Source organism: Carboxylicivirga longa (genome assembly GCF_050589825.1).
Lineage (GTDB): Bacteria > Bacteroidota > Bacteroidia > Bacteroidales > Marinilabiliaceae > Carboxylicivirga > Carboxylicivirga longa.
Map to the genome: position 1 here is coordinate 94,640 of NZ_JBNGOZ010000007.1, position 25,089 is coordinate 119,728.

A 25,089-nucleotide genomic window follows, 5' to 3' on the forward strand; every position below is an offset into this window, starting at 1 on the left:
CACAAGATTACCACGCTATGCCAATTAAAATACCCGATGCACTGCCGGCACGCCATGTACTGGAGAGTGAAAACGTATTTGTCATCGGCGAAACAAGGGCCTTACATCAGGACATAAGACCACTTAAAATACTGATACTAAATTTAATGCCCCTTAAAATAGCCACAGAGACACATCTACTAAGGGCGCTGTCCAACAGCCCCTTACAGGTAGAGGTGGATTTCCTGATGACCTCCAGCCATGTATCGAAAAACACGCCGCGCGAACACCTTTATGCATTTTATAAGGTATTTGACGAAGTGCGCAGCAATAAGTACGATGGCATGATCATCACCGGTGCGCCCGTCGAGCTTATGAACTTTGAAGACGTTAACTACTGGCCTGAACTGACTGAGATTATGGACTGGAGTACACAAAATGTAACCAATACTTTCCATATTTGCTGGGGTGCACAGGCCGGTTTATACCATCACTACGGAATTAAAAAATATGAACTGAGTAAAAAGTTATTCGGCGTTTTTAAACACACGGTTGAAAAACCGCAAGAACCCCTGATGCGCGGCTTCAATGACGTTTTTCATGCCCCCCACTCGCGTTATACAAAAGTAGGTGAAGAAGAAGTTAATCAGCATCCGGGGCTGGAAGTTTTGTCGCACTCTGACGAGGCGGGGGTTTACATTATTCAGTCGATAGACCGACGGCAGGTATTTGTTACCGGCCACTCAGAATATGATGCCTTAACATTAAAGGAGGAATATGAGCGTGATCTGGCAAAGGGCTTAAACACTGCCCTCCCGGTCAACTATTTTCCCGACGATAACGCGGCTAATGCGCCCCAGGTACTCTGGCGAAGTCATGCCAGCCTACTTTACTCCAACTGGTTAAACTATTATGTGTATCAGGCCACCCCTTTCCGGCTTGATTAAATTGAGGAATAATGAAAGAGCTTTTTGCAACTGATTTGGACGGCACCATACTCGCCCGTCAGGCCGACTTTAACACAGCCGATGTGCAGGCGTTAATACAGATGGGCGAACGCGGCATGATTCGTATAGTGGCGACCGGACGCACCCTATGCTCTGCCCTGAATGTATTACCTCACGACTTCCCCATCGACTACCTGGTATTCTCTTCGGGAGCCGGCATCTACTGTTGGAAAGAAAAAAAACTGCTCCTAACCAGACACCTGGGCTATGAGAAAACATGCGCGGTGGTGAAAGTATTTCAAAAACATCATATTGAATACACCCTGCACCATCCCATACCGGATAACCACCTGTTCTTTCATCCGGAAGGTAATGACCCGCATCCTGACTTTGAGCGCTATCTGGAATTTAACCAACCGCATGCTGAGCTAATCAACGGAAGCGTGCCCCTGCTCGACTATACACAAACACTGGCTTTTATTCCCAATATGAATACTTTCAACACCATTGCTAAAGAACTGAAAGACGTTAAAGTAGTAAGAGCCACCTCACCCATTGACAACACTAGTATTTGGATGGAGTGTTTCCATAAGGATGTGTCGAAAGCCAGCGGAATAATGGAAGTATGCTATATTGAAGACATCGACAAACATAACGTCACCGTGGTGGGCAACGACTACAACGATCTGGATATGCTCAATGCCTTTGACAATTCCTTTGTTGTTAGCAATGCCCCTGATGAGTTAAAGGCACAATACGATTGCCTGGTGAACGTATGGGAAGCTCCCCTTGCCCATTGGCAGAATCGATTTACTATTTAATCTCGGCCGATAAGGGATATCGGGTATTGACAGCATCTACAAATACAGCCTTCACAGAACCAATCAGAATTTTGGCTTCCACAACAATGGGAATACGGTTGGCATCGTCGGTTACCCAAACCGTCATGTCTTCACCACTTTTAAAAATGGTACCCTCAACCAACAAGGGTGAAAACTTAAGGCAACGAAAACGACGGCCGTCGCGGTTTTTGATAGTTTCCTTACCAAGATAGCGGATATAGATATCATGAATTTCACCATCCACCACCATGCTAATGGGTATTTTCTCATTCTCACGGTATTGTTCGTAGTCTATATTGCGGGCTTTGTACACCATGGTTAACAAATCGAAGGAGCAATCTTTCCACAGCAAGGTGGTATCTCTTTGGGGCTCCTTTTCCTTTTGTATGCTAGCGACTATGCTACGCTGCTCACGATTAAAGCGATATAAATAATTGGCATGATAGCTTCCCTCATTGGTCACCCGCTTAAACTCATAGGGCTCCAGGTGCAAAGTATCCACCTTGGTTTCAAAAGTATCCCTTACCTTAAACAAAAAATCGTAGGATTTATAAGTGGCTCCGTGTGCTTTCAAATGGTAGGCCGGAGAGGTATCCACCGTAGTGGGCTCCACCTCAAAAGACACCTGACCGGCATTAATCCAGATAAACCCCCAATTATAATAAGCATGGTAACGCACAAGCTCACCCGCTTTAAAGGCTGTATTTGTATCCTTACACTGCGCACCAACATGCATGGTAAGTACCATTAGAAGAACTGCCGTAATCAACTTCTGCATAAACTATTATTTAGGCTGCCTTCTAATCAAAAACAATGCCTTTTTCTGAAAACTCCAACTTTTCACCACTATCAGCATCTCCCTAAGCGATGAACTTTGTATAATTAAATCACTAGTTATTTATTCACCTTCCCTATTTTGGTCTCTATCGAGGCAATTTTACCTGCCATGCGCTGTCCTTTATCTTTTTGCGCATCAATAGTGATTGAACAATAAATACGATTGGAAACAGGCGCTAGTATATCATAGCTTTCCTGCACCACCTTTAGTGCCTCGGCCATAGTATCTGCCTCAATGGTAGTACCCATGGGATTTAGCTTATAATTAAGACCACTGTCTTTAATATGAGCGATAACCTGGCTCACATATTCACTCACGCTGTCGCCCTTATCGGTGGGAAACATGGCAAAATTAAGTAGTACTGACATTACTCTTCTTTTTTCTTAGGTTTGCGAAACTGTTTCGAGAACTGATCGACGTTAAACGATGTTGGATCCCAAGTCTTATAGTCTTCCTCCCAGTTTTTTCTAATCTTCAAGCGCCGTGGGAAATACATCATCGCCTCTGGCTGTATTCGTTCATAGTAATCACCGCTATCCCACCTTCCATTTTTATTTTTATCCACTACGATACGCAGCATGTACTCACCAGGATTAATATAACGAAAGCCAATCTTACCACTTTCGTTGGGTATGTAAGTCTGCTGCACAACAGCCTCCTTTCGATTCAATAGCTGCACTAACCAGTCGTCCTGTGCATTTAGTATCTGAATTCGTATCAATCCATAGCTATCCAGTGATTTCACCGAAAACTGCAGGTTAATGGAATCATTGTTCAGCCCATAAATATCGTAGATAGCTGCCGAATCGATAATCATCTCATACTTAACACCCGGCTCCCACTCATTTCTGATGGTGTAATCAAGAATGGAACGCTCGTCATGAATCAGTTCAAAATCTTCCTGCTCAGGAATGGTGTCCTTGTGATTAAACAGGGTAATAGCTTGCGTATTGAAACTTGTTGCTGGCGCTGGCAACGAAAAATGATACTCCCCAAACACTTCCAGCTTACTCTTTACATTGCGCAGTTGAATAGTAGGAACCGGCTCAGGTGCGTCATCCTTTTTTCGCTTCTTCTTTTTGGTATCTTTTACTTCAAAGAAATACATGGCAATGGTATCCGTCTTTGTATAAAGCTGATCCAACGAATCACACATTGAATAGCTTAAAGACACGGACAATGAGTCCTGATTGTAAAAGCTGCTATCGGCCACCCAAAAAGTAACGGTATCATTATTAAGCGACCGGTCCATAATAAACACATCCTGCTTCTCCTCGTGTCCGGTCAGTGCCAGGCGAGCATCATCCTCAAGCGGACGGTTAAAGTAGTAGGTCAGCTTTGCCCGCTCTTTGCGCTCTTCGCTCAGCAGGTACTGTTCCTTATAGTCGTGCTGAAACTTAAACAGCAGAAGACTATCCGGCGTGTAAACCAGTTTTTCGTAATAGTGTACTGAATCTGTTTCCAGTGAATCAACACGGATCGTATCGGCGAACTGTCGATACTCAAAGCCGGGCTCTACAATTATTTCAGACCAGGCCATTGATTCACCGGGCTGATCAAACTTATGATTCCTATTGGCATCATCCAGGGCATAGATACGATATCTACCGGGGCTCACATTGCGAATATTAAAGCGCCCCTGCGCGTTCGTTTTGGCCATTCGGATAGGCACTAACTTCTGAATAGCAGTATCGTTCAGGTTATTGTGCAGATATACCAGCACGCCTTCCGAGGGTGACAAGTCATCGGCATCATATAAATTACCAGACACCTGAAGCGAATCGATGTATTCGCCTGTTGAAAAAGAAAAAGCATAGTTTTCAAGCACATTCCCTTCGTTATTATCCACAATGGCATCGGCAAAATCAAGCGTGTAAGTAGTATTGGGCTGAAGATCCTCTTCAAAAGTCACCTCCAGTTTATTACCCCTTGCTTCCACAATAGGCTGCTCATTAACCGGTGGCGACACAATAAATTTGCTCCGGTAATCCTTCAGCTGAATCAGCTCATCAAACTCTATGTAAATGGTTTTCTTTTTGTAATTAAGTGCATTGGCGCTAGGTATGGACTTAACTACACGCGGGGGTGTTTCATCCTTTTCGCCCCCGGTAGGCATACCTACATTGGCGCAATACCAAAAAAGTTGCGATATGGCAATAAGCACTACGAGCTGAAATATCTTTTGCTTCAAAACAGAGATTTTAAAATTCTTCACAAATTTATAAAGATTATGCATTATCACGACAATAAAAAACCCCACAGACTATTCCTATGCCAAATAGCTAGCCAACAAGGCCAATAACGCACATTGCAGAGCCGTTAAAAAATAATAACTTTGCGCATTGACTTTTTAGAAGACGCTTGATTATGGATAATAACACGGGAAAGCCTACATCGAACAAATTAATTTACATCATTGGTGGTATCGCTCTGGCGATCATTGCCATTTTGTTGTTCTTATTTCTCTCTAACAGGCAAGAGTACAAGGCAGTGGTTGAGGAAATGACGGAAGAAAAACTATTGCTAACCGAAGAGTTTCAGTCATTGGCAACTGACTATGATTCCTTGCACAGCAACAACGACACCCTTAACCTGATGCTTGAACAGGAACGTGAAAAAATTACACACCTCATCGAAGAGATAAAAACCATCAAGGCCACTAATGCCCATAAAATAAGGGAATATAAGAAAGAACTATCAACACTGCGTGGCGTGATGAAAAACTTTGTGGTGCAGATTGATTCGCTCAACCGACGCAACGAGGAGCTGGTACAGGAAAACATCCAGTACCGTAAGGAACATCAAAAAATAACAGAGTCCTACAAAGAACTGGAACAGAAGAAAAAGAAGTTGGATAAAAAGGTTGAAATTGCCTCGCAACTTGAAACACGAAATATTGAAGTAAGCGGACTCAATGCCAGGGGCAATGACACCAAAAAAGCCCGCAACGTTTCTAAAATTCGCGTTTGCTGCACCGTAGAAAAAAACATAACAGCACAGGTGGGCATGAAAAGCATCTACATACGCATATTGCGACCTGATGAGGCACTTCTTCTCACCTCCCTCGACAATGTATTTGAGTACGAAGATGAAGAAATCAACTACTCGGCCAAGCGCGAATTTGAATACGGAGGCGAAGATGTTGATGTGTGCATTTACTACCCAGCTGCCGATGGCGAGTTACTAAAAGGCATTTACACCGTCGACATTTTTGTTGATGGCTTTAACATTGGCACCAACACTTTTGAATTAAAATAAAATTAACAAGGAACGATCTCATAAAAAACGGGAAGCAGTGCTTCCCGTTTTTCTTTCCTGACAAGCAGCGATTGTATTCCACTTGCCTTCTCTTATTTGTGCCGGCTATGCCAGCTTTCGCTTCTTGTAGTAGAAGCTCTCTTCTGACTCGGATGTGATATACTCTTTTTTCCGGTTGGCCTTTGGGGTAGCTTTCATCGAAGCTGCCGGATAATTCAGGAAACCCTCGTAAAACTTTACTTGCTCAAAATAATTCAACCTTAGCTTGGTGGGGCTCATCAAATACTTACGCGTCCAAAAATTAAGCGGCTTTTGCACATCCACCACCTGCAAGCCCTTTATCTTTAAGAAGTAATCCAACAACAAAACATCATTATATTTATTTTTTGTGATTACTTGCAAACGGTGCATAATAAAATCACGATCCTCTTGTCCATTGGGAAACAAAATTGCCTCCAAAGCTTGTGAACCCCAATGTTCAGCAAGCTTTACTAATCCCTTTTTCCAAAACCAGAGGGCAAAGCCCAAAACAAGAACCAATAATATCGTTAGCGTCATCTTATTTTTTTATTAATCCGTAACTCTCTTCCGGATTGGGTTATGAATAGGTTCAGCAATTGACGTATGAACATTTAACCGATATGTTTCATTTGACAGATGCTCCGCTTACTAATACTCACACAAGCCTTAAAGGTTACAATTTTATTGATGAGGCAATATATTCTGCTGACCAAGTTGGAAAAAATGGGTTTAAGCTACTCACGCTTAGTTGCAGGCAGGTAAATCGGGAAGACAAAAAACACTTTTAACATGAGAACTGACCACCTTCGGCTGCGTAAATAAAATATCACTGAGCGAACAATCCTCTATGGCATCCTGCTGCATCCAGCGAAAACCAAAATAGAGGGATGCACGCCTTGCCAGGTACTCCTGCTCAAATTGCCCGGGGGTAGGAATCAACAGGGCTCGTTTATTGCACACCATCAAATCCATAAGGGTGGAATATCCCGACCGACAGATAATATGTTCACTATTACAAATGAGCGACTTCAATTGGGCAGAATCGCAGTGTGGCAGGAAAATAAGGTTGTCCTCGTGCTTAATACTGCGTTTGGGCTGTCCACAGAGTATCACCGCTCGACGTCCCGTGCCTTTAAAGCGGGCTACCAAAAGATCCTCCAGCAGGCTGCGCTGTGGCTCGGGACCCGACAGTATAAGCAATACATCGGCTTTTATTACCGCGCATTTTGCAAACATCGGCACTTGCAATCGCGAGACAAGACCCACATACTGAATGGAAAGCCCTACAAAACCGCGGGACAGATCGCCCGATAAATTATTTGGCGGACTAGCATCCGGCACCCAACACGCATCGAAGCGTGATAACAAGCAACGGCTGATAAAGTTGGTAATAGGCCGAAGAAAGGCCAGCTTTTGACCCGGATAAGGTCGGGTTTGATGAGTGATAATAACAGAACTGACCTTCCCGCTACGAAAACCATAACGATTATCAGAGATAATAAGGTCTATATCATACTCTTTAACAATGCGTTGAACCTGCTGATAATCCCTAAGCATAAACTTCAAGAACGACGGAATCTGCTTTATCAAAACAGGCCACTGCCGCTGCCCTTCCGCCAAACGAACCTGAAAGCCTTTTGTTGGGATGCTGAGCAGCGAGGGGAAAACTTCTTTCAGAATATGCAGAGAAGGTTCCTCACCGGCCAGCAATACCGTATGCCCCTGACGCAGCAAGCCATCGATCACCGGAACAAGACGTGTAGCATGCCCTAGTCCCCAGTTTAGAGGACTCACCACAACGCGACGGTATGATCCAGAGATGCTCATTATTTTAAAAAGTCTTGACTAGCTTAGCCGGATACAGACACCTCAAGTCCCAATGCCTCCACACGGGCAGCAATGGCCTTTAGTTGCTCAATCGCTACTTTTCTGAGCCCTTGATGCGGCGTGTCACGTTCTATAGTATAAATCATTACTTTACGCGGCTGTATCCTTTTTAGCACCGATAACCAGGCCTGAATATCTGCATCACCTGTATTGTCAATGATCTGACCATCTACCTCGCCCAGCACAAACATGGTTTGTATAATCAATCGCCCCTTAAAAGCACAGAGCTGATCTAAGGTCTTTTCCAGACTAAAAGGATAGTTGGGCTGATCCAGCTGCTGAATGGTTGTTTCAATACCGGCATCGAGCTTTAGAATATTATCATCCACTTTATTCAAAGCCTCCACAACATCAGGCCGATCTAACCTGGATGCATTGGAGAGTACCGCAATGCGCGCCGCTGGACAGTGTGCATTACGAAGAGCAATGGTGTCGTCAATCACAGCCTTAAATTCAGGATGCAGGGTAGGCTCACCATTTCCGGCAAAGGTAATCACATCAGGCTTAACCCCCTCCTGCCCCATGGCCTTTAACTTCTTATCCAATGCTGCTTTTACCGCCTCGCGGGTGGGCATCTCACCCCGCTTATCCCCCAGCTGCCCGTTCAAACCGCACTCACAATAAATGCAGTCGAAAGAACATATTTTCTTATTAACCGGCAGTAGATTCACACCCAGAGAGATACCCAGTCTACGACTCTTCACCGGCCCAAATACAATTTCATCAAACAGAAAAACAGACATGCGCTAATTTTTTATGCAAATCTAGTGTATTGGGTGTTAATAACATGGTCAGAAGCCAATGATTTGAGTCATTGCTAGGATCTTTTTACCAAACATGGGGAAAACATCAAGGCATTTCTCACAACCAACTAAATTATTATCTTTGATCACTTGAATTTTAGGTGACTTCATGAAGTTTAGCGAAGTAATAGGACACGAACGAGTTAAAAAACATTTGATAAGCATGGTGCAGGAAAACCGCGTTAGCCATGCACAAATGCTATGCGGCCCCAGCGGTGTAGGAAAAATCAACCTGGCATTGGCATTTGCTCAATATCTGAACTGTCAGCACCGGCACGATAATGATTCCTGCGGCGAGTGCCCGGCATGCCGTAAGTATTCTCGCTTGGTGCATCCTGACTTACATTTTGTGTTTCCGGTGGTAAAAAGCACCAAGCATAAAAACCCGGTGAGTGACACTTACATCAACGAATGGCGACAATTCGTCTCATCCAGGCCCTACTTCAATATCCGCCAGTGGTTTAATTATCTCGACGCCGATAAGCAGGGCTTGATATACAGCCAGGAGAGTCAGGAAATTATAAAAAAGCTCAGTCTAAAAACTTTTGAAGGCAAATACAAAGTAATGATCATCTGGTTGCCTGAAAAGATGCACCTGGCAGCAGCTAACAAACTGTTAAAATTACTCGAGGAACCGCCTGAAGGGACTGTCTTTCTGCTGGTATCGGACAATCCCAACGATGTATTAGGCACCATACAAAGCCGCGCACAGCGCCTTAACGTGCCCCCACTGTCGAATGAAGAAATTGCCGGGGCGCTTCAAACACAACATGGGGTAAGCCCCGATGAGGCTGCCAACTTTGCCAAGCTGGCGGGTGGCAATTACGTGGCGGCATGTGAAATTGTGGAGCAGGATGAGGAACGCACTTATTTTTTTGATAAGTTTGTAAGTATGATGCGTTTGGCATACGGCCGCAAACTCTTTGATTTGATTGATTGGTGCGATGACATGAACCGGCAATCAAAGGAGCGTCAGAAAAATTTCTTTGACTTTTCCCTGCGCCTCATACGCGAAAATTTCATGATGAATATTCAGGAGCCGGAACTGTTGTACCTCACTCCTGATGAAGAAAATTTCTCAGCACGTTTCGCTCCGTTTATCAACGATGGCAACGTGCTTCAGCTATGCGAAGAATTTAGTTTAGCCCATTCTCATCTTGAACAAAATGGGAATGCACGTATTATATTAATGGATTTGTGCCTAAAAGTAATAATGCTGCTCAAGCAGTAAGGTGCGATTCACAAGGCCACAGAGCCTTTTATTTTTTTATATATGGAAGAAGTTATTCAAGATACAGAAAAAAAGGGCTGCTCCAATTGCTCAAGCCGCTGTGGTAAACTGAATGTTTACGACTGGCTGGAGGATCTGCCCGACAGCATCAACAGTACCGATATTGTAGAGGTGCAATTTAAAAATACACGTAAAGGCTACTACCGTAACAGCAATGCCTTACGAATTCAAAAAGGCGATATTGTAGCCGTTGAGGCCTCGCCCGGCCACGACATCGGCACCGTTACCCTCACCGGCGAACTGGTTCTGTTACAAATGAAGAAGCACAATATCAACCTTGATACTTTTGAATTTAAGCGTGTTTACCGTAAAGCCAAGGCTGCTGACATTGAAAAATGGGAAGAGGCGCATAAGCTGGAGCACGAGACCATGCTGGAGTCGCGTCGCATAGCCGAACGCCTGAAACTGAATATGAAGATTGGTGATGTAGAGTATCAGGGCGATAAAACAAAGGCCATCTTTTATTACATTGCCGATGAGCGTGTTGATTTCCGTCAGCTCATTAAGGTACTGGCCGAAACCTTTCGGGTGCGCATTGAGATGCGTCAGATCGGAGCTCGTCAGGAAGCCGGTCGTATCGGCGGTATTGGCCCCTGCGGACGTGAGCTGTGCTGCTCTACCTGGATGACCAATTTTGTATCGGTCACCACCAACGCTGCACGCTATCAGGAAATTTCCCTAAATCCGCAAAAACTGGCCGGACAGTGTGGGAAGCTAAAGTGCTGTCTCAACTACGAACTGGATGCCTATATCGATGCTCAGCAAAACTTTCCGAAAACCAATATTGTGCTGGAAACAGTGGATGGCAGCTATTACCATTTCAAAACCGACATCTTCTCAGGTACCATGCAGTACAGTACCGACAAGGATATACCGGCGGGTATTGTTACCGTATCGGTAGATCGCGTAAAAGAAGTGATTCGCCTCAACCGGAAAGGAAAAAAAGTTGATAAACTGGTGAATGATGCACCTAAGCTGGCGGTGAGTGAACCCACCTACGACAACGTAATTGCACAGGACAGCCTTACGCGTTTTGACGAGCAGAAACGAAAAAAACGCCGTCCCGGCAAACGGCGCAATAATCCGCAGCAAGAAAAAAAACAAGCACCAAAGCAAGGTGATAAGAAACAGCAGGGAGCCACAGCACAATCACGCAATGGCAACAAAGCATCGGGCAACAAACCCAAGCGTCGCTATAAACCCAATAATCAACGTAAACAACAAGGGGGCAATGGGCAAAATAAGAAACAGTAGTCTCATCATAACGCTTGTGGTGGGTCTTATTACCTTCGCAAGCTGCGATCAGAAAGCTGTGTTTGATGAGTATGTAACCATACCGGCAGGCGGATGGAATCTTGACTCAATGGCAGTATTTAAGGTGGATATTGAAAGTGCTGCGCAGCAATACAATGTGATTGTTAATGTGCGCAACCGTTCTAACTACCCCAACAGCAACCTGTGGCTCTTTATCGATGTCATCAGTCCATCGGGACAGGTCGTGCAGGATAAGTTGGAGTGTCGCCTGGCCGACGATGCAGGGCGATGGCTGGGAGCCGGATGGGGTGACCTGTTTCATGTACAGGTGCCCTATCAGACGAATGTGAAATTTGCGGAAACCGGGCAATACACCTTTCGTATTGTACAAGGCATGCGCGATATTGATATTAAAGGCATACACAACATTGGCTTACGAATAGAAGAAGCCGAAGCTGCAAAAGAATAAGTTAAAGTGGGAAAGAATAAGTTGAAGAAGTTTGCCGAGATGGCAACTTATGATCATGTATTTGAAGCTGATTATAGCGACCTAAAAGGTGAATCCTTTTTTCAGAAAGGGAAATGGCACCAGTCATTTTTTAAAAATAACAATCCGATAGTGTTGGAGTTAGGATGCGGAAAAGGCGAATATACAGTTGGCCTCGCCGAACTTTTTCCGGATAAGAATTTTATCGGAATTGATATTAAAGGAGCACGCATGCATCGTGGGGCTACCGATGCCAAAGATAAGGGCCTGAAGAATGTGGCCTTTGTGCGCACACGCATCGAATTCATCACAGCGTTCTTTGCCGAGAATGAAGTGGATGAGATATGGCTGACTTTTCCCGATCCACAAATGAAAAAGGTCAATAAGCGCCTGTCGTCCACGCGCTTTCTTCAACTGTACAAGCAATTTCTAAAACCCGGTGGATTAATACACCTGAAAACCGATTCACATTTTCTATATACCTATACGGCTGCCATGGTAAAAGAAAACCAACTGCCGGTAGAAGTTAACGAAACGGATTTATATGGTTCGGGCTACAATGACCCCATCCTATCCATTCAAACCTATTACGAATCCAAGTGGATCAACCATGGCTTATCTATCAAATACCTTCAGTTTCATCTGGATGATCGTGATAATTGGATAGAGCCCGAGATAGAAATTGACTTTGATGATTATCACAGCGCCGGCAGGGGTGTTAAGGTAAAAGCGTCACTCACACGTCATGCTGATGCCCGCCGCAAGGGAAAATAAAACAGCATGGCCAATTCAGACTTCTTCCATCGCGTGTATCAGGTTGCGGAACTAATTCCACATGGCAGGGTAACAAGCTATGGCGCTATTGCCAGGTATTTGGGCAGCACACGGGGCGCTCGCATGGTGGGTTGGGCCATGAATAAATGTGGCAGCTGGCACCGTTTTGTGCCAGCTCACCGCGTGGTCAACAGTAAGGGGTTGCTCACCGGCAAGCACCATTTCCCCGGCGGTGAAACCATGAAAGAGTTATTGACCAACGAAGGCGTCTTAGTGAAAGATAATCAAATCATCAACTTTGCAGATGTATTCTGGGATCCATCACTGGAATTGCTGTAAAGCATCTATAATACAAACCTAAAGAGAAAGCAATTTCTCTTTTTTTTTATACTTTTGAGTCTAATTTTTACAAGGTTTAAATAAAGATAAGCAATGGAGTACTATCCAAATCTCATATTAGACGCCCTTAAGCACGTAGTGCATCCGGGCAAAGGGAAAGATATTGTGTCGCTGGGAATGGTAGAAGACGACCTTCGTATTGACGGCAAGCGCATCAGCTTTAGCCTGTTGTTTGAACGGGCTAACGACCCCATGGTAAGTGCTTTGAAAAAGGCCTGCGTGCAAGCTATTAAAACCTACGTGGATGACGCTGCTGATATTGAAGGAAACATTTACGTAAAAGTAAAACCTAAGCAAAAACCGGTGGAGACACAAGCACTGCCCGGCGTAAAAAATATTATTGCTGTAGCCTCGGGCAAAGGCGGTGTTGGCAAATCAACTGTCACCTCTAACCTGGCGGTGGCACTGGCCAAGGCCGGATATGCGGTAGGACTGCTTGATGCCGACATATACGGCCCTTCGGTGCCCATTATGTTTCAAACAGAGGATGCCCGGCCAGTCTTAGAAAAAATTGACGGCAAAGACAAGATTCTTCCCGTTGAGAAGTATGGCGTTAAGATGTTAAGCATCGGCTATTTTGTAAACCCCGATGATGCACTTATCTGGCGAGGCGCTATGGCTACTAATGCCATCCGACAGTTAATCAACGATGGCAACTGGGGCGAACTCGATTACTTGCTCATAGATCTGCCCCCGGGAACAAGCGACATTCACCTTACTATAGTTCAAACCATTGGTATTACGGGTGCTGTCATCGTATCTACACCTCAAAATGTAGCGCTGGCCGATGCGGTTAAAGGCGTTAGCATGTTCCAAAGCAAAAATATACAGGTACCGGTACTTGGCCTGATAGAAAACATGGCATGGTTTACACCGGCGGAATTACCAGATAATAAATATTACATTTTTGGAAAGGATGGCGGAAGCAAGCTGGCCCATAAAATGGGCATTCCGTTACTGGGACAAATCCCACTGGTGCAAAGCATTCGCGAGGGTGGCGATGCCGGCGAGCCCGCTGCCTTAAATGAGCAATCCATGACCGGCATTGCCTTTGCCAATTTGGCTGAAAAAGTAGTGGTGCAGGTGGAACAGCGCAATGCCTCCATGCCCAAAACAAAAATTGTAGAAATTAAAAACAAATAAGCCATGGGAGAAGATAAAGCACAGGTACTCCAGCAGGTTGAGGCAGCTTTGGAGGAAATTCGTCCTTACCTTAAAGGAGATGGTGGCGATATAAGTCTTATCGACATCACCGATGATTATGTAGTGAAAGTGCGCCTTGAAGGATCATGTGATGGATGCCCACTAAGCATGCAAACCCTGAAAGGTGGTGTGGAAATGGTGGTGAAAAAATCAGTGCCTCAAATTACCGAAGTGGTAGCGGTAGAAAACTAACAGTAAGCTTTGTAGCTTCTATTAATTAGATACTTAAGGAACGGCTCTTTGCATGTGTAACCTGATAGAGAACCGTTCCTTAAATCGTTTTTCACTCGGCCGACCAGCTCCGAACAATAGTTGCTTCACCACTTGAAAAAGTGTTTTCACGATCCAGCTCAGTTTGTGTCTCAAATTCATCACCAAACTCCTCATCCATACTCACAAAGCCAAAATCTTTGTCTTTAACTTTACGCAAAATCTTACCAATAGCGCCCAGCGCATATTTAGATACCACCAGCCACGGAGCACCTGTAAGCCCCAGCACATCTGTAACAACACCCACAGCGTCGCTACCCAGTTCCTTTTGTATCTCACCCAACATTTCGCCGGTATCGCGCACACTTTTGCGGGTATGCCGCAGGTACACACGCACGCTCATCCGACGGTCGGCCGGCATATCACGCTCAAGCACAAAAAAGCCATCAGTACTCTCGCCCTTAGGCTCAAAATGAAGCACATTACCCTGTGATGGGCGCAGGCGAATAATATCACTTGTAGGTAAAGTGGTAATTACCATTTTATCCGCTTCAGTAGGATGTTCTGCCACAATAACGAAGTACAGTTTCCAACGCTCTTTGGGGCGATGAATGGTCAACTTCTCAAATTCTAATCGGATTTTTGTCATAATATTCGAGTTTACATCTGATTAATAAATACATTTTCACAGAACAACATCCCTACAGCTATTCAATGGTCTGCTTGCGGTTAGCATTGACAAACAAAATGTCACCCATATCCTCATAACCCACAAACACATCAGATCCTGAATGCTTGGTCTGTTCTTCGCGGAAACCGATAATCGTCAGACCGGCGCCGCCCGATCGCTCTTTTATCAGGTGCTTCACCGAAGTAGTTTCATCTTGCGGTATAATTTCGATATTGGAAAGCGTGATGGGCAGGCGTCCTGTTTGCACCAACTCACGCAACTGCTGACGCATAGCTTTCACTTCTTCTTTATTGCAGATGCTAAATATTTTTACAAACCCCTTTTTCCAATCGGGATGAGCCAGAATAATAAAACCCAGCAGTATCATCAAGTTGGCGTTTAAAATATCGATGGGACGAATCCAAATATGAATACCATTTTTAAAACGTGTATTTTTATTGGCATCGGAAAATACGCATACATCATAATCGCCGGCTCGCGTAAGGCTAATATTATCCAGTATTGCCTCTATTGCGTCCGGCTCGTTGCGACGATATTCAAACACAATCATATTATTCTCCATACCACTGATACTAGGGCTCTGAATAGCCTGCGCAATAGCTGTGGTGTAGGAAGGCGATATCATGCAATCAACAAATAAGCTACTTTCGTCATCGTGATGCTCACCAATTAACTTATCCACAATCACCCTTGCCTCAGCATGAGTATTTTTTGAGTAGTAGCCTTTCAGAAAGTGAAAATATGTACCAAAGCCATGTTTGTAGGATATCCACTTCATCAAATCAAACACCTTACTGTGTGTAAATGAGTTAGAAGAGATACAAATGGCTGCCGGCCGCCATTCCTCGTCATCGGCATTACGGCTTCTGTTTTTTTGCAGGTAAAGCTGAATACGCCGGCTTAACTGAAACAAGGCACCTAAGAATATCTTTTGCAGTCCACCCCGCTCCTTATGAATATGGTTAAGATAAATGTACAAAAGAGTAATAAAAACATAAGCCACGATGGTATAAACCGCATCTATTTTAAACATGATCCATACCGAAAGGAGGAAGCCGATGAGGGAGATGCCCCAATGCGATTTAAACTGCGGACGATAAGATGGGGAAGCACCAAAGTGATTTAAAAAGGAAATAAGACACAAAGATCCATAGGTAATCATAAAAAACATGGAGATGATGCGCGCCACAAAATCAACTTCCCCCATTAAAACAAATACAAGGGCAATACCGATGGTGAGCAAGGTAGCATTATAAGGCTCGTTCTCGTCGCCCTTACCCTTTGCCAGCCAATGATTAAAGCGCCTGCCTGGAAAGCTCCGGTCGATGGCAAGTGCCTGAATGGTGCGCGGAGCAACCAGTACCGAACCAATGGCCGATGAAATAGTAGAAGCACCCAATCCTAAAGGTATGACAATGGCTCCCAACACAGCCACATTCACCATGGCCAGTTGTGACTCACTTAGGTCCTCAGGAGATTGCGAAACAGAAAATTTATAAATGATAAACACATAAATAAGCATTCCGATCAGCGTGCCCCACAGTGTACCGCGAGGTATTGATTTCTTCGGATTTTTAAGATCACCGCTTAAACCAACGCCGGCTGTCATACCGGTGAAGGCTGGGAAACAGATGGCAAACCAAACAAAAAACTGATTCCGGTTCGAAAACACAAAGTTAGCGCCCGGATCTCCGCTGGCAAGAAAATCGGTTTGCCCCAGAAAAAACATTGTGATGGAAATAAACAAAATGGCAACCACAAAATAGAGCGTCTTTACACCCATATCAGAACCCTTTTTGAGCACGATAAAAGCCAGTACCAACAATGCCGGCACGCTAATCACCTGACGCGGCAAATACAAGGCAAAACGACTATTCACCCAGTTAAACAAGGGCTCAAAGGCCTCAGTAAGAGCAATCACATAGAAGGCCACACTGATAGCCTGCGAGAAAAAAAGAGCAATCCCAATGGTGGCACCAATATTTAATCCAAACGACCGGGATATAATAAAATACTCTCCTCCTCCCTCAACACGTGTATTGGTAGCAATTTCTGATATGGCCAATGCCGTTGGTATGGTTATCATATGACCTAGTACAACAATACCCAAAGCTCCGTAAAAGCCCAAATTACCAACAGCCATACCAAAACGAAGAAATAAAATAGCACCCAAAATAGTAGAGATGGCCGTAAAAAATACCGGTGCGGTGCCAAATCCCTTTTTTCCCTTGTGTGAACGCATAAATAACGATTGCTAAAACATAATAAGGCGTTTTCCCATCATCAATAAATCGAAAGTGGACATCACCTATACAAAAATAAAAATAGGAATTATTTCAATAACATTCATTAATTTTATTAGGCAAAAAGACGATACAAACAAGCAATACAAGGATTGATAATTTAAACGCTTCGTTTATTTTTGTCACTCTAACACATTATGCACGATGGATACATTTTACATTGACTCGCTGGATAAGATAGATGCTGTAGCAGCCGACTTTTTAGCGAAATACAAAGATGACAGGGTAATGGCCTTTTACGGTCCTATGGGGGTTGGCAAAACCACATTTATCAAGGCCTTGTGCAAAAGCCTGGCGGTTGAAGATACGGTGAACAGCCCCAGTTTTGCCATTGTCAATGAATATCACCGCACGGACGATCGCATCGTCTATCATTTTGATTTTTATCGATTAAAAGAAGAATCGGAAGCCTACGACATGGGATACGAAGACTATCTGTATTCGGGGCACCATTGCATGATTGAATGGCCAGAGAAAATTGCTTCACTCCTGCCGGATGGACGCCTGGAGCTGCGTATTGATGAAATGGAAGATGGAAGGCGACAAATTTTAGTGGAGAAGAAGTAAGACACTCAATAACTTCACCATTTTTTTACTATCTTCATGCCACTATATTATCCGAATAGCCAAAGCCACGCGCTTAATCCCGTTCGGAGCCGGTAAACAAACAACTATGATGGGTGACAAAACCTCTTATTTTCCGCTGGGTCAGGCCAATTTACTGCCACGCGAAGAAATGCTTGAAGTAGGCAGGCCCAAAAAAAAGCTGTCCATTGGCATCCCCAAGGAAACTTCGCAGTTCGAGAATCGCGTGGCGCTGACTCCTCAAGGCGTGGAATTGTTAGTTGCCAATGGACACACCGTAATTTTTGAAACGGGTGCAGGTGACAGAGCCCATTATTTCGATCATGACTTTGCAGAGTGCGGAGCACAAATAGTCAGTCAGAAATCAGCAGCATTAAAAGCTGACATTATCCTTAAGGTTTCATCTCTTACCAATGATGAGCTCGAACAGCTCAGTCCCAATCAACTCATCATCTCCTTACTCAACCTGCATAACCAATCGCGCAGCTCCATTCAAAAAATGCTTGACCGACGCCTAAACGCCATTGCCTTTGAACTTCTGAAAGATGACAATGGCTGTTACCCGGTAATACGCAGCATGAGCGAAATTGAAGGTACCACAGCCGTAATGGTAGCCGGTGAATACCTAAGTAAGGCACATAACGGCAAAGGTGTTTTACTGGGGGGTGTTACGGGTATTTCGCCCTCCGAGCTGGTGATACTGGGAGCCGGCACCGCAGCTGAATATGCTGCCAAGGCTGCCATAGGGCTGGGCGCCTCCGTAAAGGTGTTTGATAACTCCTACCACGACCTGCGCGAGTTGGAGCGTAATGTAGGTCAACGAATATTTACTTCGGTACTTCATCCGCAGGCACTAAGTAAAGCCTTACAAAGTGCCGATGCCGTTTTAGGTAATCTGCGCTATTTACAGCCGGGACGTGCCTTTATTATCACAGAAGAGCAGGTGGCGCAAATGAAAAAGGGCTCCATCATCATCGATCTGAGCATGGATGAAGGCGGGTGCTTTGAGACAAGCCGCTGCACCAACCTAGATGACCCGGTATATATCCGGCATGGCATTATTCACTACTGTGTGCCCAACGTTGCTTCGCGGGTATCGCGCACATCATCCATTGCCTTAAGTAATATTTTTGCTCCAATCATATTGCGGCTTGGCGAAGCTGGCGGAGTCCATCATCTTATTAAGGAAGATGTAGGACTGAGTCATGGCATGTATCTGTACAAAGGAATATTAACCAATAGTCATATCGGCCGTCATTTTAACCTCCCCTACAAAGATATTGGATTGTTAATGGCTGCATTTTAAAACCGGGGATTGGCTAGAGAATAGTATTAAGTTTTGAAAATTCCACACCAATTAACCATTCACATCAGTGTTGTTTTTGATACGCTTTCACCACGTTTGCGGGTTTTCTGAAAAGGGATGACAAAACAAAACTGCGCTCCCCCTGAGTAGGCAGTATCCAGCCATATTTCACCCCCCAGCGTATCGATGTATTTCTGCGATATGGCAAGCCCTAAACCGTTGCCTCCAAACTCTCGTGTATGGGAGGTTGAGACCTGTCTGAACATATCAAAGATAATTTCCTCCTGCCCCTGCGGCACTCCCCTTCCTGTGTCTCTCACATAAAACAACAGGCGATCATCCGATAGAGTATACCCAAACTTAATCCATCCCTCAGCCGTGTATTTAACCGCGTTATCAAGTAAATGATTAAGCACCTTAAGAAGTCCCTGCTGATCAGTTATTATATCGTCGTCTTCATCTTCAAAGCCCTTTTCCAAATAAAGCTTAATGGGCTTTTGCATCAGTTTCACCTCACGCATATAATGCATCAGCATATTTTCAAGCAGTTCATTCAATCGAAAACGCTTGGGACCTTCCTGAATCAAACGTGTCTGCAATTTAGAAATATCGATCAGGTTATCCATAACCTTAAGTAACTGCATGCCATTAAGATTAATAATACCAATATACTCCTCCCGCTCTTCCCGGCTCAGTGATTCTGTCCGCAGCAATTCAGAGAAACCAAGAATCACATTCATGGGCGTCCTTATCTCGTGACTCAGGTTGGCTAAAAAAGTAGATTTAAGGTGATCATTCTCTCTGGATTTTTGCTGTGCCTCGCTGAGTTTTTGAAGCGACACATCCAGTTCGTCATTCTTTCGTTTTAACGTCAAATGCGTTATCTCCAGCTCTTTATTTCGAACACTCAACTCCTCCTTGGCCTTCAGGTGCTCTATTTCACTACTCATCCGAGGCGTAAACATATAGGCCAGCGACTCCACCACTTTGGCATCTTTCAACGGCTTTTTGTACAACGCAATAAAAATTCCATTGGGCTGATAGCCGGCATTAAAGAGTGGAATACCAATGTAACCTTCAATCTTATGCTCACCAATCAGGCTATCACTAGGAAACTGCTTCCAGGCATCCACACTTATGCGACAGGAATTTTTACCAATCACATTTTCACACGGCGTATTTTTCAAGCTGTAATGCGCTTTATCCAAAACCTTTTTACCATCAGTAAAAGCAATGGATTCAACCGCGTTCTCATCGGGCAGATAACGCGCAATAATAATATAGTCGGCCTCTACAAGCCTGCATAACTGAAGAGCTGCAGCATCGAAATAGGCCTGACCAATATGCCGATTAACGGGCGTAACAATATCATGAATTATCGGAGCGACTCTTTTAAATCGCCTTAAGAGTGACTTTTTGTTAAAAAACAAGTTCTTCAACTGCATACCTTCGTTCATTATAAGGTTTTTAAAGTACAGAAAAAGACGGGACCGTTAAACATTTTTTTGACAAATGGTTTACTTTAAACGTTTGATGCCCTGTTCTGCCCAATAAAAAAAGACTGGTTAAGCACAAACAGACAGCCCAGCATTGATTAATTATTCATCGCAATCCTAGGCAATGGCCAATCGACTTTCGGGCTGATTCAGATAATCATAAAAAATCCCTAACAGTAAGTGATGATCCATCTCCGGCGATATAGGAATCACCAGATCGGCAAATGTATCTTTAAAATTTACTTGTAATTCGTTTTTACGGGGAAACTCAATTCCAGCTACCTTCTGATGGGTTCGAATTTCGCCAAATGCCACAATTAAATTAAAAACCATAATTCTTTCCTTTATATTTTACTATTTCTCCCTATTCAATGTCGAATTGGAATAGCACTCATAACCACGTTTAGTTTTGTACCGTTCCCCTTACTAAACCTGATCGTAGTAACACTACAACAAGTGCTTTTACCAATGGCAAAAATAGATGCCGTCACAGAGCTTGCCAAAGTATTTCAGGCCAATTCCACGAGCAGCCATTTCCTATTGTCCAAAGCCATTTTCCGGGTTACGAAATGCACGTAACCCTTGTGAATAGCCCGTTTTTAATGACTAATCAAATATTGCCCTGAGAATACAAGTCAAAAACAAGCTTGCGATCATCATTACGTTTAATAAAATCAGGTTTGACACCGCTTAATACCTTAATTCTAATGAGAATTTTTACCTTTGCTCAACTGAATTTTTATACTGATGGCAACGGAAGAAAAAGGAATAAAACTAGTTGATAAATTACGACACAAGTATCGATTAGCCATATTTAATGAACAAACGTACGAAGAAGTTTTTGGCATGCGCCTATCGCGCCTCAATGTGTTTACAATCGTGGGAGTAAGCCTTGTGCTGTTAGTGGTAATGGTCATTTTTTTAATTGCCTTTACCGGCTTACGAGAATATATACCGGGCTACCCCGATGGTCAGCAGCGCCGCCTAATTATTCAAAACTCGCAGCGCGTTGACAGCTTAATACTTGAGATTGAGCGACGCGACAATTTCTTTCGAGACATACGCGCCATAATGGCCGGTGAAGTGCCTAGTGGAGCCCTGCCCGAAGATGTAGAGGACGCCCAAGGACAAAGCACCAAAAATAACGTGGTGTTCAAAAAATCGGAACAAGACTCTCTTTTTCGCGAGCAGGTTGAGAAAGAAGAAAAATTTAACCTGGCCGTATTTGATAACAAAGGTGCCAAATTCGAACTGGAGCACAGCTTTTTATTCACCCCGCTTAAAGGAGTTGTAATAAATAAGTTTGGCGAAACACAAGGACATTATGGTGTAGACATTGTGGCCACGCCCGGAAGCCGTGTCAGCGCCATCATGGATGGTACTGTTATTTTTACCGGATGGACCGTAGAAACAGGCTATGTTATTCAGATACAACACGCCAACAATCTCATATCACTCTACAAACATAACGAAAGCCTGCTGAAAAGCATGGGCGATAAAGTACAGGCGGGCGAGGCCATTGCCAACGTGGGTAACTCGGGCGAGTTAACCACTGGTCCACACCTCCATTTTGAGCTCTGGCACAATGGGGTGCCCTTGGATGCAGAGCAGTACATAGCTTTTGAATAAGGATTGAAATACACAAGCGAAGATTAATGTCAAAAAAAATAGCGATACTGGGCTCAACAGGTTCCATCGGAACCCAGGCTCTTGAGGTAATCGATGCCCACCCCGATAAATTTCGGGTAGAAGTGCTGACGGCCTACAACAACGTTGAACTGCTAATTGAACAGGCACTTAAATACGACCCCAATACAGTTGTAATTGGTAATCAGGAAAAATACAGTGCTTTATGTGCAGCCCTGGAGAATACCGACATCAAGGTATATGCTGGCGACGAAGCCATTGCACAGGTTGTTCAAATAAGTACAATCGATATTGTGCTAACGGCCATGGTTGGCTTTTCGGGGTTGATACCCACCATAAAAGCCATTGAAGCCGGCAAGCAGATTGCACTGGCCAATAAAGAAACACTGGTAGTAGCAGGCGATATCATCACACAACTGGCCTTGAAAAATAAAGTAAGTATACTGCCGGTTGACTCAGAGCATTCGGCCATTTTCCAATGCCTGGCCGGCGAATTTCATAATCCCATTGAAAAAATTATCCTCACTGCATCAGGAGGCCCCTTCCGCGGTCGCAAGCTCGACTTTCTGCGTAAAGTAACCCGCTGCCAGGCGCTTAATCATCCCAATTGGAGCATGGGCGATAAAATCACCATCGACAGTGCTTCACTCATGAACAAAGGACTGGAAGCCATTGAGGCGCGCTGGCTATTCAATGTACAGCCCGATGATATTGAGGTTGTCGTTCATCCTCAGTCCATCGTTCATTCACTGGTACAGTTTCAGGACGGTTCCATTAAAGCACAATGGGGATTGCCCGATATGCGCCTACCCATACAGTATGCCATGACCTTTCCCGAACGTTATCAGTCCAACTTCCCCCGCTTTAATTTTATGGACTACCCCGAGCTGACCTTTGAAAAAGCCGATACCAAGGCGTTTCGCAACCTCGACCTGGCCTATCAGGCCATGCGAAAAGGCGGTAATATGCCGTGCATCTTAAATGCCGCTAACGAAATTGCTGTGGATGCTTTTCTAAAACAACGCATTGGCTTTATTGAGATGTCGGAGGTAATCGAAAAAACAATGATGAGGGCCACAATGATTGAAAAGCCTTGCCTCGACGACTATTTGCAAAGCAATGAGGAAGCAAGACGAATAGCCGATGAAATCATTAATAAGCTGTAGGATGCTAACAATTTTCGGATAAGGGTGTTATTTGATAGCATGCTTGATTGCCCGTGCTGTCATCATACTATGTTATTAGCCCGAAAAGAATATATTTGTTGCCGAATTAAAGAAAACAAACTAGTTAATGGAAATATTTATAAAAACAGTACAGTTAATACTCAGCCTATCGCTGCTGGTTGTTCTGCACGAATTTGGTCATTTCTTCTTCGCCCGCCTGTTTAAAACGCGGGTCGAAAAATTCTATCTCTTCTTCAACCCCTGGTTCACTTTGTTTAAGTTTAAAAAAGGTGAAACAGAGTACGGTATTGGCTGGCTGCCTTTTGGTGGTTATGTGAAGATATCGGGTATGATTGATGAATCGATGGACAAGGAGGCGCTGGCACAACCGGCACAACCCTGGGAATTTCGCTCCAAGCCGGCATGGCAACGCCTAATGATAATGATCGGAGGCGTATTGGTTAACTTCATCACCGCCTTCTTTATCTATTGGATGGTGCTTTACACATGGGGCGAAAGTTACATTCCCATCAAGTCGGCCAAACATGGGCTTTACTATCACGAGGTAGCCAAAGAGATTGGTTTGCAGGATGGTGACCTGGTATTACAAGTAGATGACCATATTGTGGAGGAGAGCAGCGACATTGCCCGCTTTATATTATTGGAAGATGCAAAACAACTCACCGTACAACGCGGAGAGCAAACCCTTATGTTGAGTATCCCCGAGGGATATGACCAACGCATGATATCGCAGGAAGTCCGCCTTTTTGCCGAGGTGCGCTACCCCGTTGTAGTGCAGGAGTTGCAAAAAGGCTCGATCGCCGATGAAGCAGGACTGATGGCCGGCGACAGCATTGTAAGTGTAAATGGGAAACCGGCGGCTTTCTATAATGAATTTTCAGCAGCACTGGGAGATAACATTGAAAAGCCCATCGAGCTTGGCCTTATTCGTAATGGAGCCTTGACCGCCTTAAACATGACCGTTCCCAAAACGGGTAAGATTGGCTTTTATCTGGTATCACCCGAAAAGTACATTGAAGTACAGCGCCATCAATATGGCTTTTGGGAAGCCTGCCCCAAAGGCATCACCAAGGGGCTGGACATATTGGTTGGCTACGTGAAGCAACTGCGGCTCATCTTCACCAAAGAAGGTGCCAAGCAAGTAGGTGGCTTCGGTGCCATGGGTAAACTATTTCCCTCTACCTGGAACTGGTATGTCTTCTGGTCTAATACTGCACTTATTTCCATGATACTGGCGTTTATGAACATCCTGCCCATTCCGGCACTGGACGGTGGTCACGTATTGTTCCTGCTCTATGAAATGGTGACAGGACGCAAGCCGGGTGATAAGTTTATGGAATATGCGCAGATAACCGGTATGATTCTTTTATTGGGTCTACTTTTATTTGCCAACGGAAATGATATCTTTAAAGCTTTCTTTAAATAAGCAAGATTATTAAATTTGTATTAATAAAACTATTTAGATATGAACAGTTACGTTTTACTTTGGGCACTGCCCGGCGGACCCGAATGGATTCTTATCATTCTTGCCTTATTACTTTTATTTGGCGGGCGAAAAATACCTGAGCTCATGAAAGGATTAGGTCAAGGCATGAAAGAATTTAAAAAGGCGCGTAACGATGATGACAAAAAGGAGGCTGACGACAATAAGAAAGAGGCCATCGAAGATTCATCGAAGTAA

General features: G+C 44.2%; 26 protein-coding genes. 16 read left to right on the forward strand and 10 right to left on the reverse strand.

What is annotated here, in order from left to right; translation table 11 throughout:
• Positions 1–17: 17 nt before the first annotated feature.
• Positions 18–926 (forward strand): homoserine O-acetyltransferase MetA, encoded by a 909-nt coding sequence (gene metA / locus ACRD7A_RS07945; RefSeq protein WP_430810789.1) that lies wholly within the window; start codon positions 18–20, stop codon positions 924–926.
• 11 nt (positions 927–937) lie between these two features.
• Positions 938–1,747, forward strand: coding sequence for an HAD family hydrolase (locus tag ACRD7A_RS07950; protein ID WP_430810788.1), 810 nt, complete (start codon positions 938–940; stop codon positions 1,745–1,747).
• Here ACRD7A_RS07950 and ACRD7A_RS07955 read toward each other — a convergent pair.
• From ACRD7A_RS07955 to ACRD7A_RS07965, 3 genes are all read right to left on the reverse strand, one after another.
• The gene (locus ACRD7A_RS07955; RefSeq protein ID WP_430810787.1) at positions 1,740–2,546 is read right to left on the reverse strand and encodes a DUF3108 domain-containing protein; all 807 of its coding nucleotides are present in this window, start codon (positions 2,544–2,546) and stop codon (positions 1,740–1,742) included. The two genes, ACRD7A_RS07950 and ACRD7A_RS07955, sit on opposite strands and share 8 nt — an antisense overlap.
• Before the next feature lie 116 nt (positions 2,547–2,662).
• A complete protein-coding gene (locus ACRD7A_RS07960; protein ID WP_430810786.1) occupies positions 2,663–2,974 on the reverse strand; it encodes an MTH1187 family thiamine-binding protein in 312 nt (103 codons plus the stop codon).
• Positions 2,974–4,797: an Ig-like domain-containing protein gene (locus ACRD7A_RS07965; RefSeq protein WP_430810785.1), complete on the reverse strand. Its 1,824-nt coding sequence runs from the start codon at positions 4,795–4,797 to the stop codon at positions 2,974–2,976. Before ACRD7A_RS07965 ends, ACRD7A_RS07960 begins: the two co-directional genes overlap by 1 nt.
• Before the next feature lie 176 nt (positions 4,798–4,973).
• Here ACRD7A_RS07965 and ACRD7A_RS07970 point away from each other — a divergent pair, with 176 nt between their 5' ends.
• On the forward strand, positions 4,974–5,864 hold the full coding sequence (locus tag ACRD7A_RS07970; RefSeq protein WP_430810784.1) for an MCP four helix bundle domain-containing protein: 891 nt from the start codon (positions 4,974–4,976) through the stop codon (positions 5,862–5,864).
• Positions 5,865–5,969: 105 nt separating this feature from the next.
• On the opposite strand, the gene ACRD7A_RS07975 is transcribed toward ACRD7A_RS07970, so the two are convergent.
• The 3 genes from ACRD7A_RS07975 to ACRD7A_RS07985 form a co-directional block, all read right to left on the reverse strand.
• Positions 5,970–6,422, reverse strand: a complete 453-nt coding sequence (locus tag ACRD7A_RS07975) for a hypothetical protein (RefSeq protein WP_430810783.1) — start codon at positions 6,420–6,422, stop codon at positions 5,970–5,972.
• Positions 6,423–6,629: 207 nt separating this feature from the next.
• Complete coding sequence (locus ACRD7A_RS07980) at positions 6,630–7,712, reverse strand: glycosyltransferase (RefSeq protein ID WP_430810782.1); 1,083 nt, start codon at positions 7,710–7,712, stop codon at positions 6,630–6,632.
• Positions 7,713–7,735: 23 nt separating this feature from the next.
• Positions 7,736–8,515: a radical SAM protein gene (locus ACRD7A_RS07985; protein WP_430810781.1), complete on the reverse strand. Its 780-nt coding sequence runs from the start codon at positions 8,513–8,515 to the stop codon at positions 7,736–7,738.
• A 169-nt stretch (positions 8,516–8,684) separates the two neighbouring features.
• Here ACRD7A_RS07985 and holB point away from each other — a divergent pair, with 169 nt between their 5' ends.
• The 7 genes from holB to ACRD7A_RS08020 all read left to right on the forward strand — a co-directional run bounded on the left by holB (position 8,685) and on the right by ACRD7A_RS08020 (position 14,175).
• Positions 8,685–9,806: a DNA polymerase III subunit delta' gene (holB, locus tag ACRD7A_RS07990; protein WP_430810780.1), complete on the forward strand. Its 1,122-nt coding sequence runs from the start codon at positions 8,685–8,687 to the stop codon at positions 9,804–9,806.
• A gap of 42 nt (positions 9,807–9,848) precedes the next feature.
• Complete coding sequence (locus ACRD7A_RS07995; RefSeq protein ID WP_430810779.1) at positions 9,849–11,120, forward strand: PSP1 domain-containing protein; 1,272 nt, start codon at positions 9,849–9,851, stop codon at positions 11,118–11,120.
• Positions 11,098–11,589 carry a gliding motility lipoprotein GldH gene (locus ACRD7A_RS08000; protein ID WP_430810778.1) on the forward strand — a complete coding sequence of 164 codons (492 nt, stop codon included), beginning with the start codon at positions 11,098–11,100 and terminating at the stop codon, positions 11,587–11,589. Before ACRD7A_RS07995 ends, ACRD7A_RS08000 begins: the two co-directional genes overlap by 23 nt.
• A 6-nt stretch (positions 11,590–11,595) precedes the next feature.
• Complete coding sequence (gene trmB / locus ACRD7A_RS08005) at positions 11,596–12,381, forward strand: tRNA (guanosine(46)-N7)-methyltransferase TrmB (RefSeq protein ID WP_430810777.1); 786 nt, start codon at positions 11,596–11,598, stop codon at positions 12,379–12,381.
• Between the two features lie 6 nt (positions 12,382–12,387).
• On the forward strand, positions 12,388–12,720 hold the full coding sequence (locus tag ACRD7A_RS08010) for an MGMT family protein (RefSeq protein ID WP_430810776.1): 333 nt from the start codon (positions 12,388–12,390) through the stop codon (positions 12,718–12,720).
• A 93-nt stretch (positions 12,721–12,813) separates the two neighbouring features.
• Complete coding sequence (locus ACRD7A_RS08015) at positions 12,814–13,923, forward strand: Mrp/NBP35 family ATP-binding protein (RefSeq protein WP_430810775.1); 1,110 nt, start codon at positions 12,814–12,816, stop codon at positions 13,921–13,923.
• 3 nt (positions 13,924–13,926) lie between these two features.
• Positions 13,927–14,175 (forward strand): NifU family protein, encoded by a 249-nt coding sequence (locus ACRD7A_RS08020; RefSeq protein WP_430810774.1) that lies wholly within the window; start codon positions 13,927–13,929, stop codon positions 14,173–14,175.
• A 91-nt stretch (positions 14,176–14,266) separates the two neighbouring features.
• Here the strand turns inward: ACRD7A_RS08020 and ACRD7A_RS08025 are convergent, their stop codons facing one another.
• Positions 14,267–14,842 carry a hypothetical protein gene (locus tag ACRD7A_RS08025; protein ID WP_430810773.1) on the reverse strand — a complete coding sequence of 192 codons (576 nt, stop codon included), beginning with the start codon at positions 14,840–14,842 and terminating at the stop codon, positions 14,267–14,269.
• Between the two features lie 58 nt (positions 14,843–14,900).
• Positions 14,901–17,126, reverse strand: coding sequence for an APC family permease (locus ACRD7A_RS08030; protein ID WP_430810772.1), 2,226 nt, complete (start codon positions 17,124–17,126; stop codon positions 14,901–14,903).
• A gap of 205 nt (positions 17,127–17,331) precedes the next feature.
• On the opposite strand from ACRD7A_RS08030, the gene tsaE reads away from it, so the two are divergent.
• Both tsaE and ACRD7A_RS08040 read left to right on the forward strand, forming a co-directional pair.
• On the forward strand, positions 17,332–17,754 hold the full coding sequence (gene tsaE / locus ACRD7A_RS08035; RefSeq protein ID WP_430810771.1) for a tRNA (adenosine(37)-N6)-threonylcarbamoyltransferase complex ATPase subunit type 1 TsaE: 423 nt from the start codon (positions 17,332–17,334) through the stop codon (positions 17,752–17,754).
• 106 nt (positions 17,755–17,860) lie between these two features.
• The gene (locus ACRD7A_RS08040) at positions 17,861–19,078 is read left to right on the forward strand and encodes an alanine dehydrogenase (RefSeq protein ID WP_430810770.1); all 1,218 of its coding nucleotides are present in this window, start codon (positions 17,861–17,863) and stop codon (positions 19,076–19,078) included.
• A 59-nt stretch (positions 19,079–19,137) separates the two neighbouring features.
• Here the strand turns inward: ACRD7A_RS08040 and ACRD7A_RS08045 are convergent, their stop codons facing one another.
• Both ACRD7A_RS08045 and ACRD7A_RS08050 read right to left on the reverse strand, forming a co-directional pair.
• Complete coding sequence (locus ACRD7A_RS08045; protein ID WP_430810769.1) at positions 19,138–20,535, reverse strand: GAF domain-containing sensor histidine kinase; 1,398 nt, start codon at positions 20,533–20,535, stop codon at positions 19,138–19,140.
• Positions 20,536–20,691: 156 nt separating this feature from the next.
• On the reverse strand, positions 20,692–20,907 hold the full coding sequence (locus tag ACRD7A_RS08050; protein WP_430810768.1) for a hypothetical protein: 216 nt from the start codon (positions 20,905–20,907) through the stop codon (positions 20,692–20,694).
• A gap of 414 nt (positions 20,908–21,321) precedes the next feature.
• On the opposite strand from ACRD7A_RS08050, the gene ACRD7A_RS08055 reads away from it, so the two are divergent.
• The 4 genes from ACRD7A_RS08055 (at position 21,322) to ACRD7A_RS08070 (ending at position 25,089) form a co-directional block, all read left to right on the forward strand.
• Complete coding sequence (locus tag ACRD7A_RS08055; protein WP_430810767.1) at positions 21,322–22,203, forward strand: M23 family metallopeptidase; 882 nt, start codon at positions 21,322–21,324, stop codon at positions 22,201–22,203.
• Positions 22,204–22,229: 26 nt separating this feature from the next.
• Complete coding sequence (locus ACRD7A_RS08060; protein WP_430810766.1) at positions 22,230–23,387, forward strand: 1-deoxy-D-xylulose-5-phosphate reductoisomerase; 1,158 nt, start codon at positions 22,230–22,232, stop codon at positions 23,385–23,387.
• 127 nt (positions 23,388–23,514) lie between these two features.
• The gene (gene rseP / locus ACRD7A_RS08065) at positions 23,515–24,834 is read left to right on the forward strand and encodes an RIP metalloprotease RseP (RefSeq protein ID WP_430810765.1); all 1,320 of its coding nucleotides are present in this window, start codon (positions 23,515–23,517) and stop codon (positions 24,832–24,834) included.
• Between the two features lie 39 nt (positions 24,835–24,873).
• Positions 24,874–25,089: a Sec-independent protein translocase subunit TatA/TatB gene (locus tag ACRD7A_RS08070; protein ID WP_430810764.1), complete on the forward strand. Its 216-nt coding sequence runs from the start codon at positions 24,874–24,876 to the stop codon at positions 25,087–25,089.

What these genes read in the sequence shown, in the direction of transcription:
- ACRD7A_RS08050 (WP_430810768.1), bottom strand. Translation starts at nt 20,907, where the DNA reads ATGGTTTTTAATTTAATTGTGGCATTTGGCGAAATTCGAACCCATCAG.
- ACRD7A_RS07970 (WP_430810784.1), top strand. Translation starts at nt 4,974, where the DNA reads ATGGATAATAACACGGGAAAGCCTACATCGAACAAATTAATTTACATC.
- ACRD7A_RS08020 (WP_430810774.1), top strand. Translation starts at nt 13,927, where the DNA reads ATGGGAGAAGATAAAGCACAGGTACTCCAGCAGGTTGAGGCAGCTTTG.
- ACRD7A_RS07980 (WP_430810782.1), bottom strand. Translation starts at nt 7,712, where the DNA reads ATGAGCATCTCTGGATCATACCGTCGCGTTGTGGTGAGTCCTCTAAAC.
- ACRD7A_RS08025 (WP_430810773.1), bottom strand. Translation starts at nt 14,842, where the DNA reads ATGACAAAAATCCGATTAGAATTTGAGAAGTTGACCATTCATCGCCCC.
- ACRD7A_RS08030 (WP_430810772.1), bottom strand. Translation starts at nt 17,126, where the DNA reads ATGCGTTCACACAAGGGAAAAAAGGGATTTGGCACCGCACCGGTATTT.
- ACRD7A_RS08070 (WP_430810764.1), top strand. Translation starts at nt 24,874, where the DNA reads ATGAACAGTTACGTTTTACTTTGGGCACTGCCCGGCGGACCCGAATGG.
- tsaE (WP_430810771.1), top strand. Translation starts at nt 17,332, where the DNA reads ATGGATACATTTTACATTGACTCGCTGGATAAGATAGATGCTGTAGCA.
- ACRD7A_RS08040 (WP_430810770.1), top strand. Translation starts at nt 17,861, where the DNA reads ATGATGGGTGACAAAACCTCTTATTTTCCGCTGGGTCAGGCCAATTTA.
- ACRD7A_RS07950 (WP_430810788.1), top strand. Translation starts at nt 938, where the DNA reads ATGAAAGAGCTTTTTGCAACTGATTTGGACGGCACCATACTCGCCCGT.
- rseP (WP_430810765.1), top strand. Translation starts at nt 23,515, where the DNA reads ATGGAAATATTTATAAAAACAGTACAGTTAATACTCAGCCTATCGCTG.
- ACRD7A_RS07975 (WP_430810783.1), bottom strand. Translation starts at nt 6,422, where the DNA reads ATGACGCTAACGATATTATTGGTTCTTGTTTTGGGCTTTGCCCTCTGG.
- ACRD7A_RS08000 (WP_430810778.1), top strand. Translation starts at nt 11,098, where the DNA reads ATGGGCAAAATAAGAAACAGTAGTCTCATCATAACGCTTGTGGTGGGT.
- holB (WP_430810780.1), top strand. Translation starts at nt 8,685, where the DNA reads ATGAAGTTTAGCGAAGTAATAGGACACGAACGAGTTAAAAAACATTTG.
- ACRD7A_RS07955 (WP_430810787.1), bottom strand. Translation starts at nt 2,546, where the DNA reads ATGCAGAAGTTGATTACGGCAGTTCTTCTAATGGTACTTACCATGCAT.
- ACRD7A_RS08015 (WP_430810775.1), top strand. Translation starts at nt 12,814, where the DNA reads ATGGAGTACTATCCAAATCTCATATTAGACGCCCTTAAGCACGTAGTG.
- ACRD7A_RS08010 (WP_430810776.1), top strand. Translation starts at nt 12,388, where the DNA reads ATGGCCAATTCAGACTTCTTCCATCGCGTGTATCAGGTTGCGGAACTA.
- ACRD7A_RS07995 (WP_430810779.1), top strand. Translation starts at nt 9,849, where the DNA reads ATGGAAGAAGTTATTCAAGATACAGAAAAAAAGGGCTGCTCCAATTGC.
- metA (WP_430810789.1), top strand. Translation starts at nt 18, where the DNA reads ATGCCAATTAAAATACCCGATGCACTGCCGGCACGCCATGTACTGGAG.
- ACRD7A_RS07960 (WP_430810786.1), bottom strand. Translation starts at nt 2,974, where the DNA reads ATGTCAGTACTACTTAATTTTGCCATGTTTCCCACCGATAAGGGCGAC.
- ACRD7A_RS08060 (WP_430810766.1), top strand. Translation starts at nt 22,230, where the DNA reads ATGTCAAAAAAAATAGCGATACTGGGCTCAACAGGTTCCATCGGAACC.
- ACRD7A_RS08055 (WP_430810767.1), top strand. Translation starts at nt 21,322, where the DNA reads ATGGCAACGGAAGAAAAAGGAATAAAACTAGTTGATAAATTACGACAC.
- ACRD7A_RS07985 (WP_430810781.1), bottom strand. Translation starts at nt 8,515, where the DNA reads ATGTCTGTTTTTCTGTTTGATGAAATTGTATTTGGGCCGGTGAAGAGT.
- ACRD7A_RS08045 (WP_430810769.1), bottom strand. Translation starts at nt 20,535, where the DNA reads ATGAACGAAGGTATGCAGTTGAAGAACTTGTTTTTTAACAAAAAGTCA.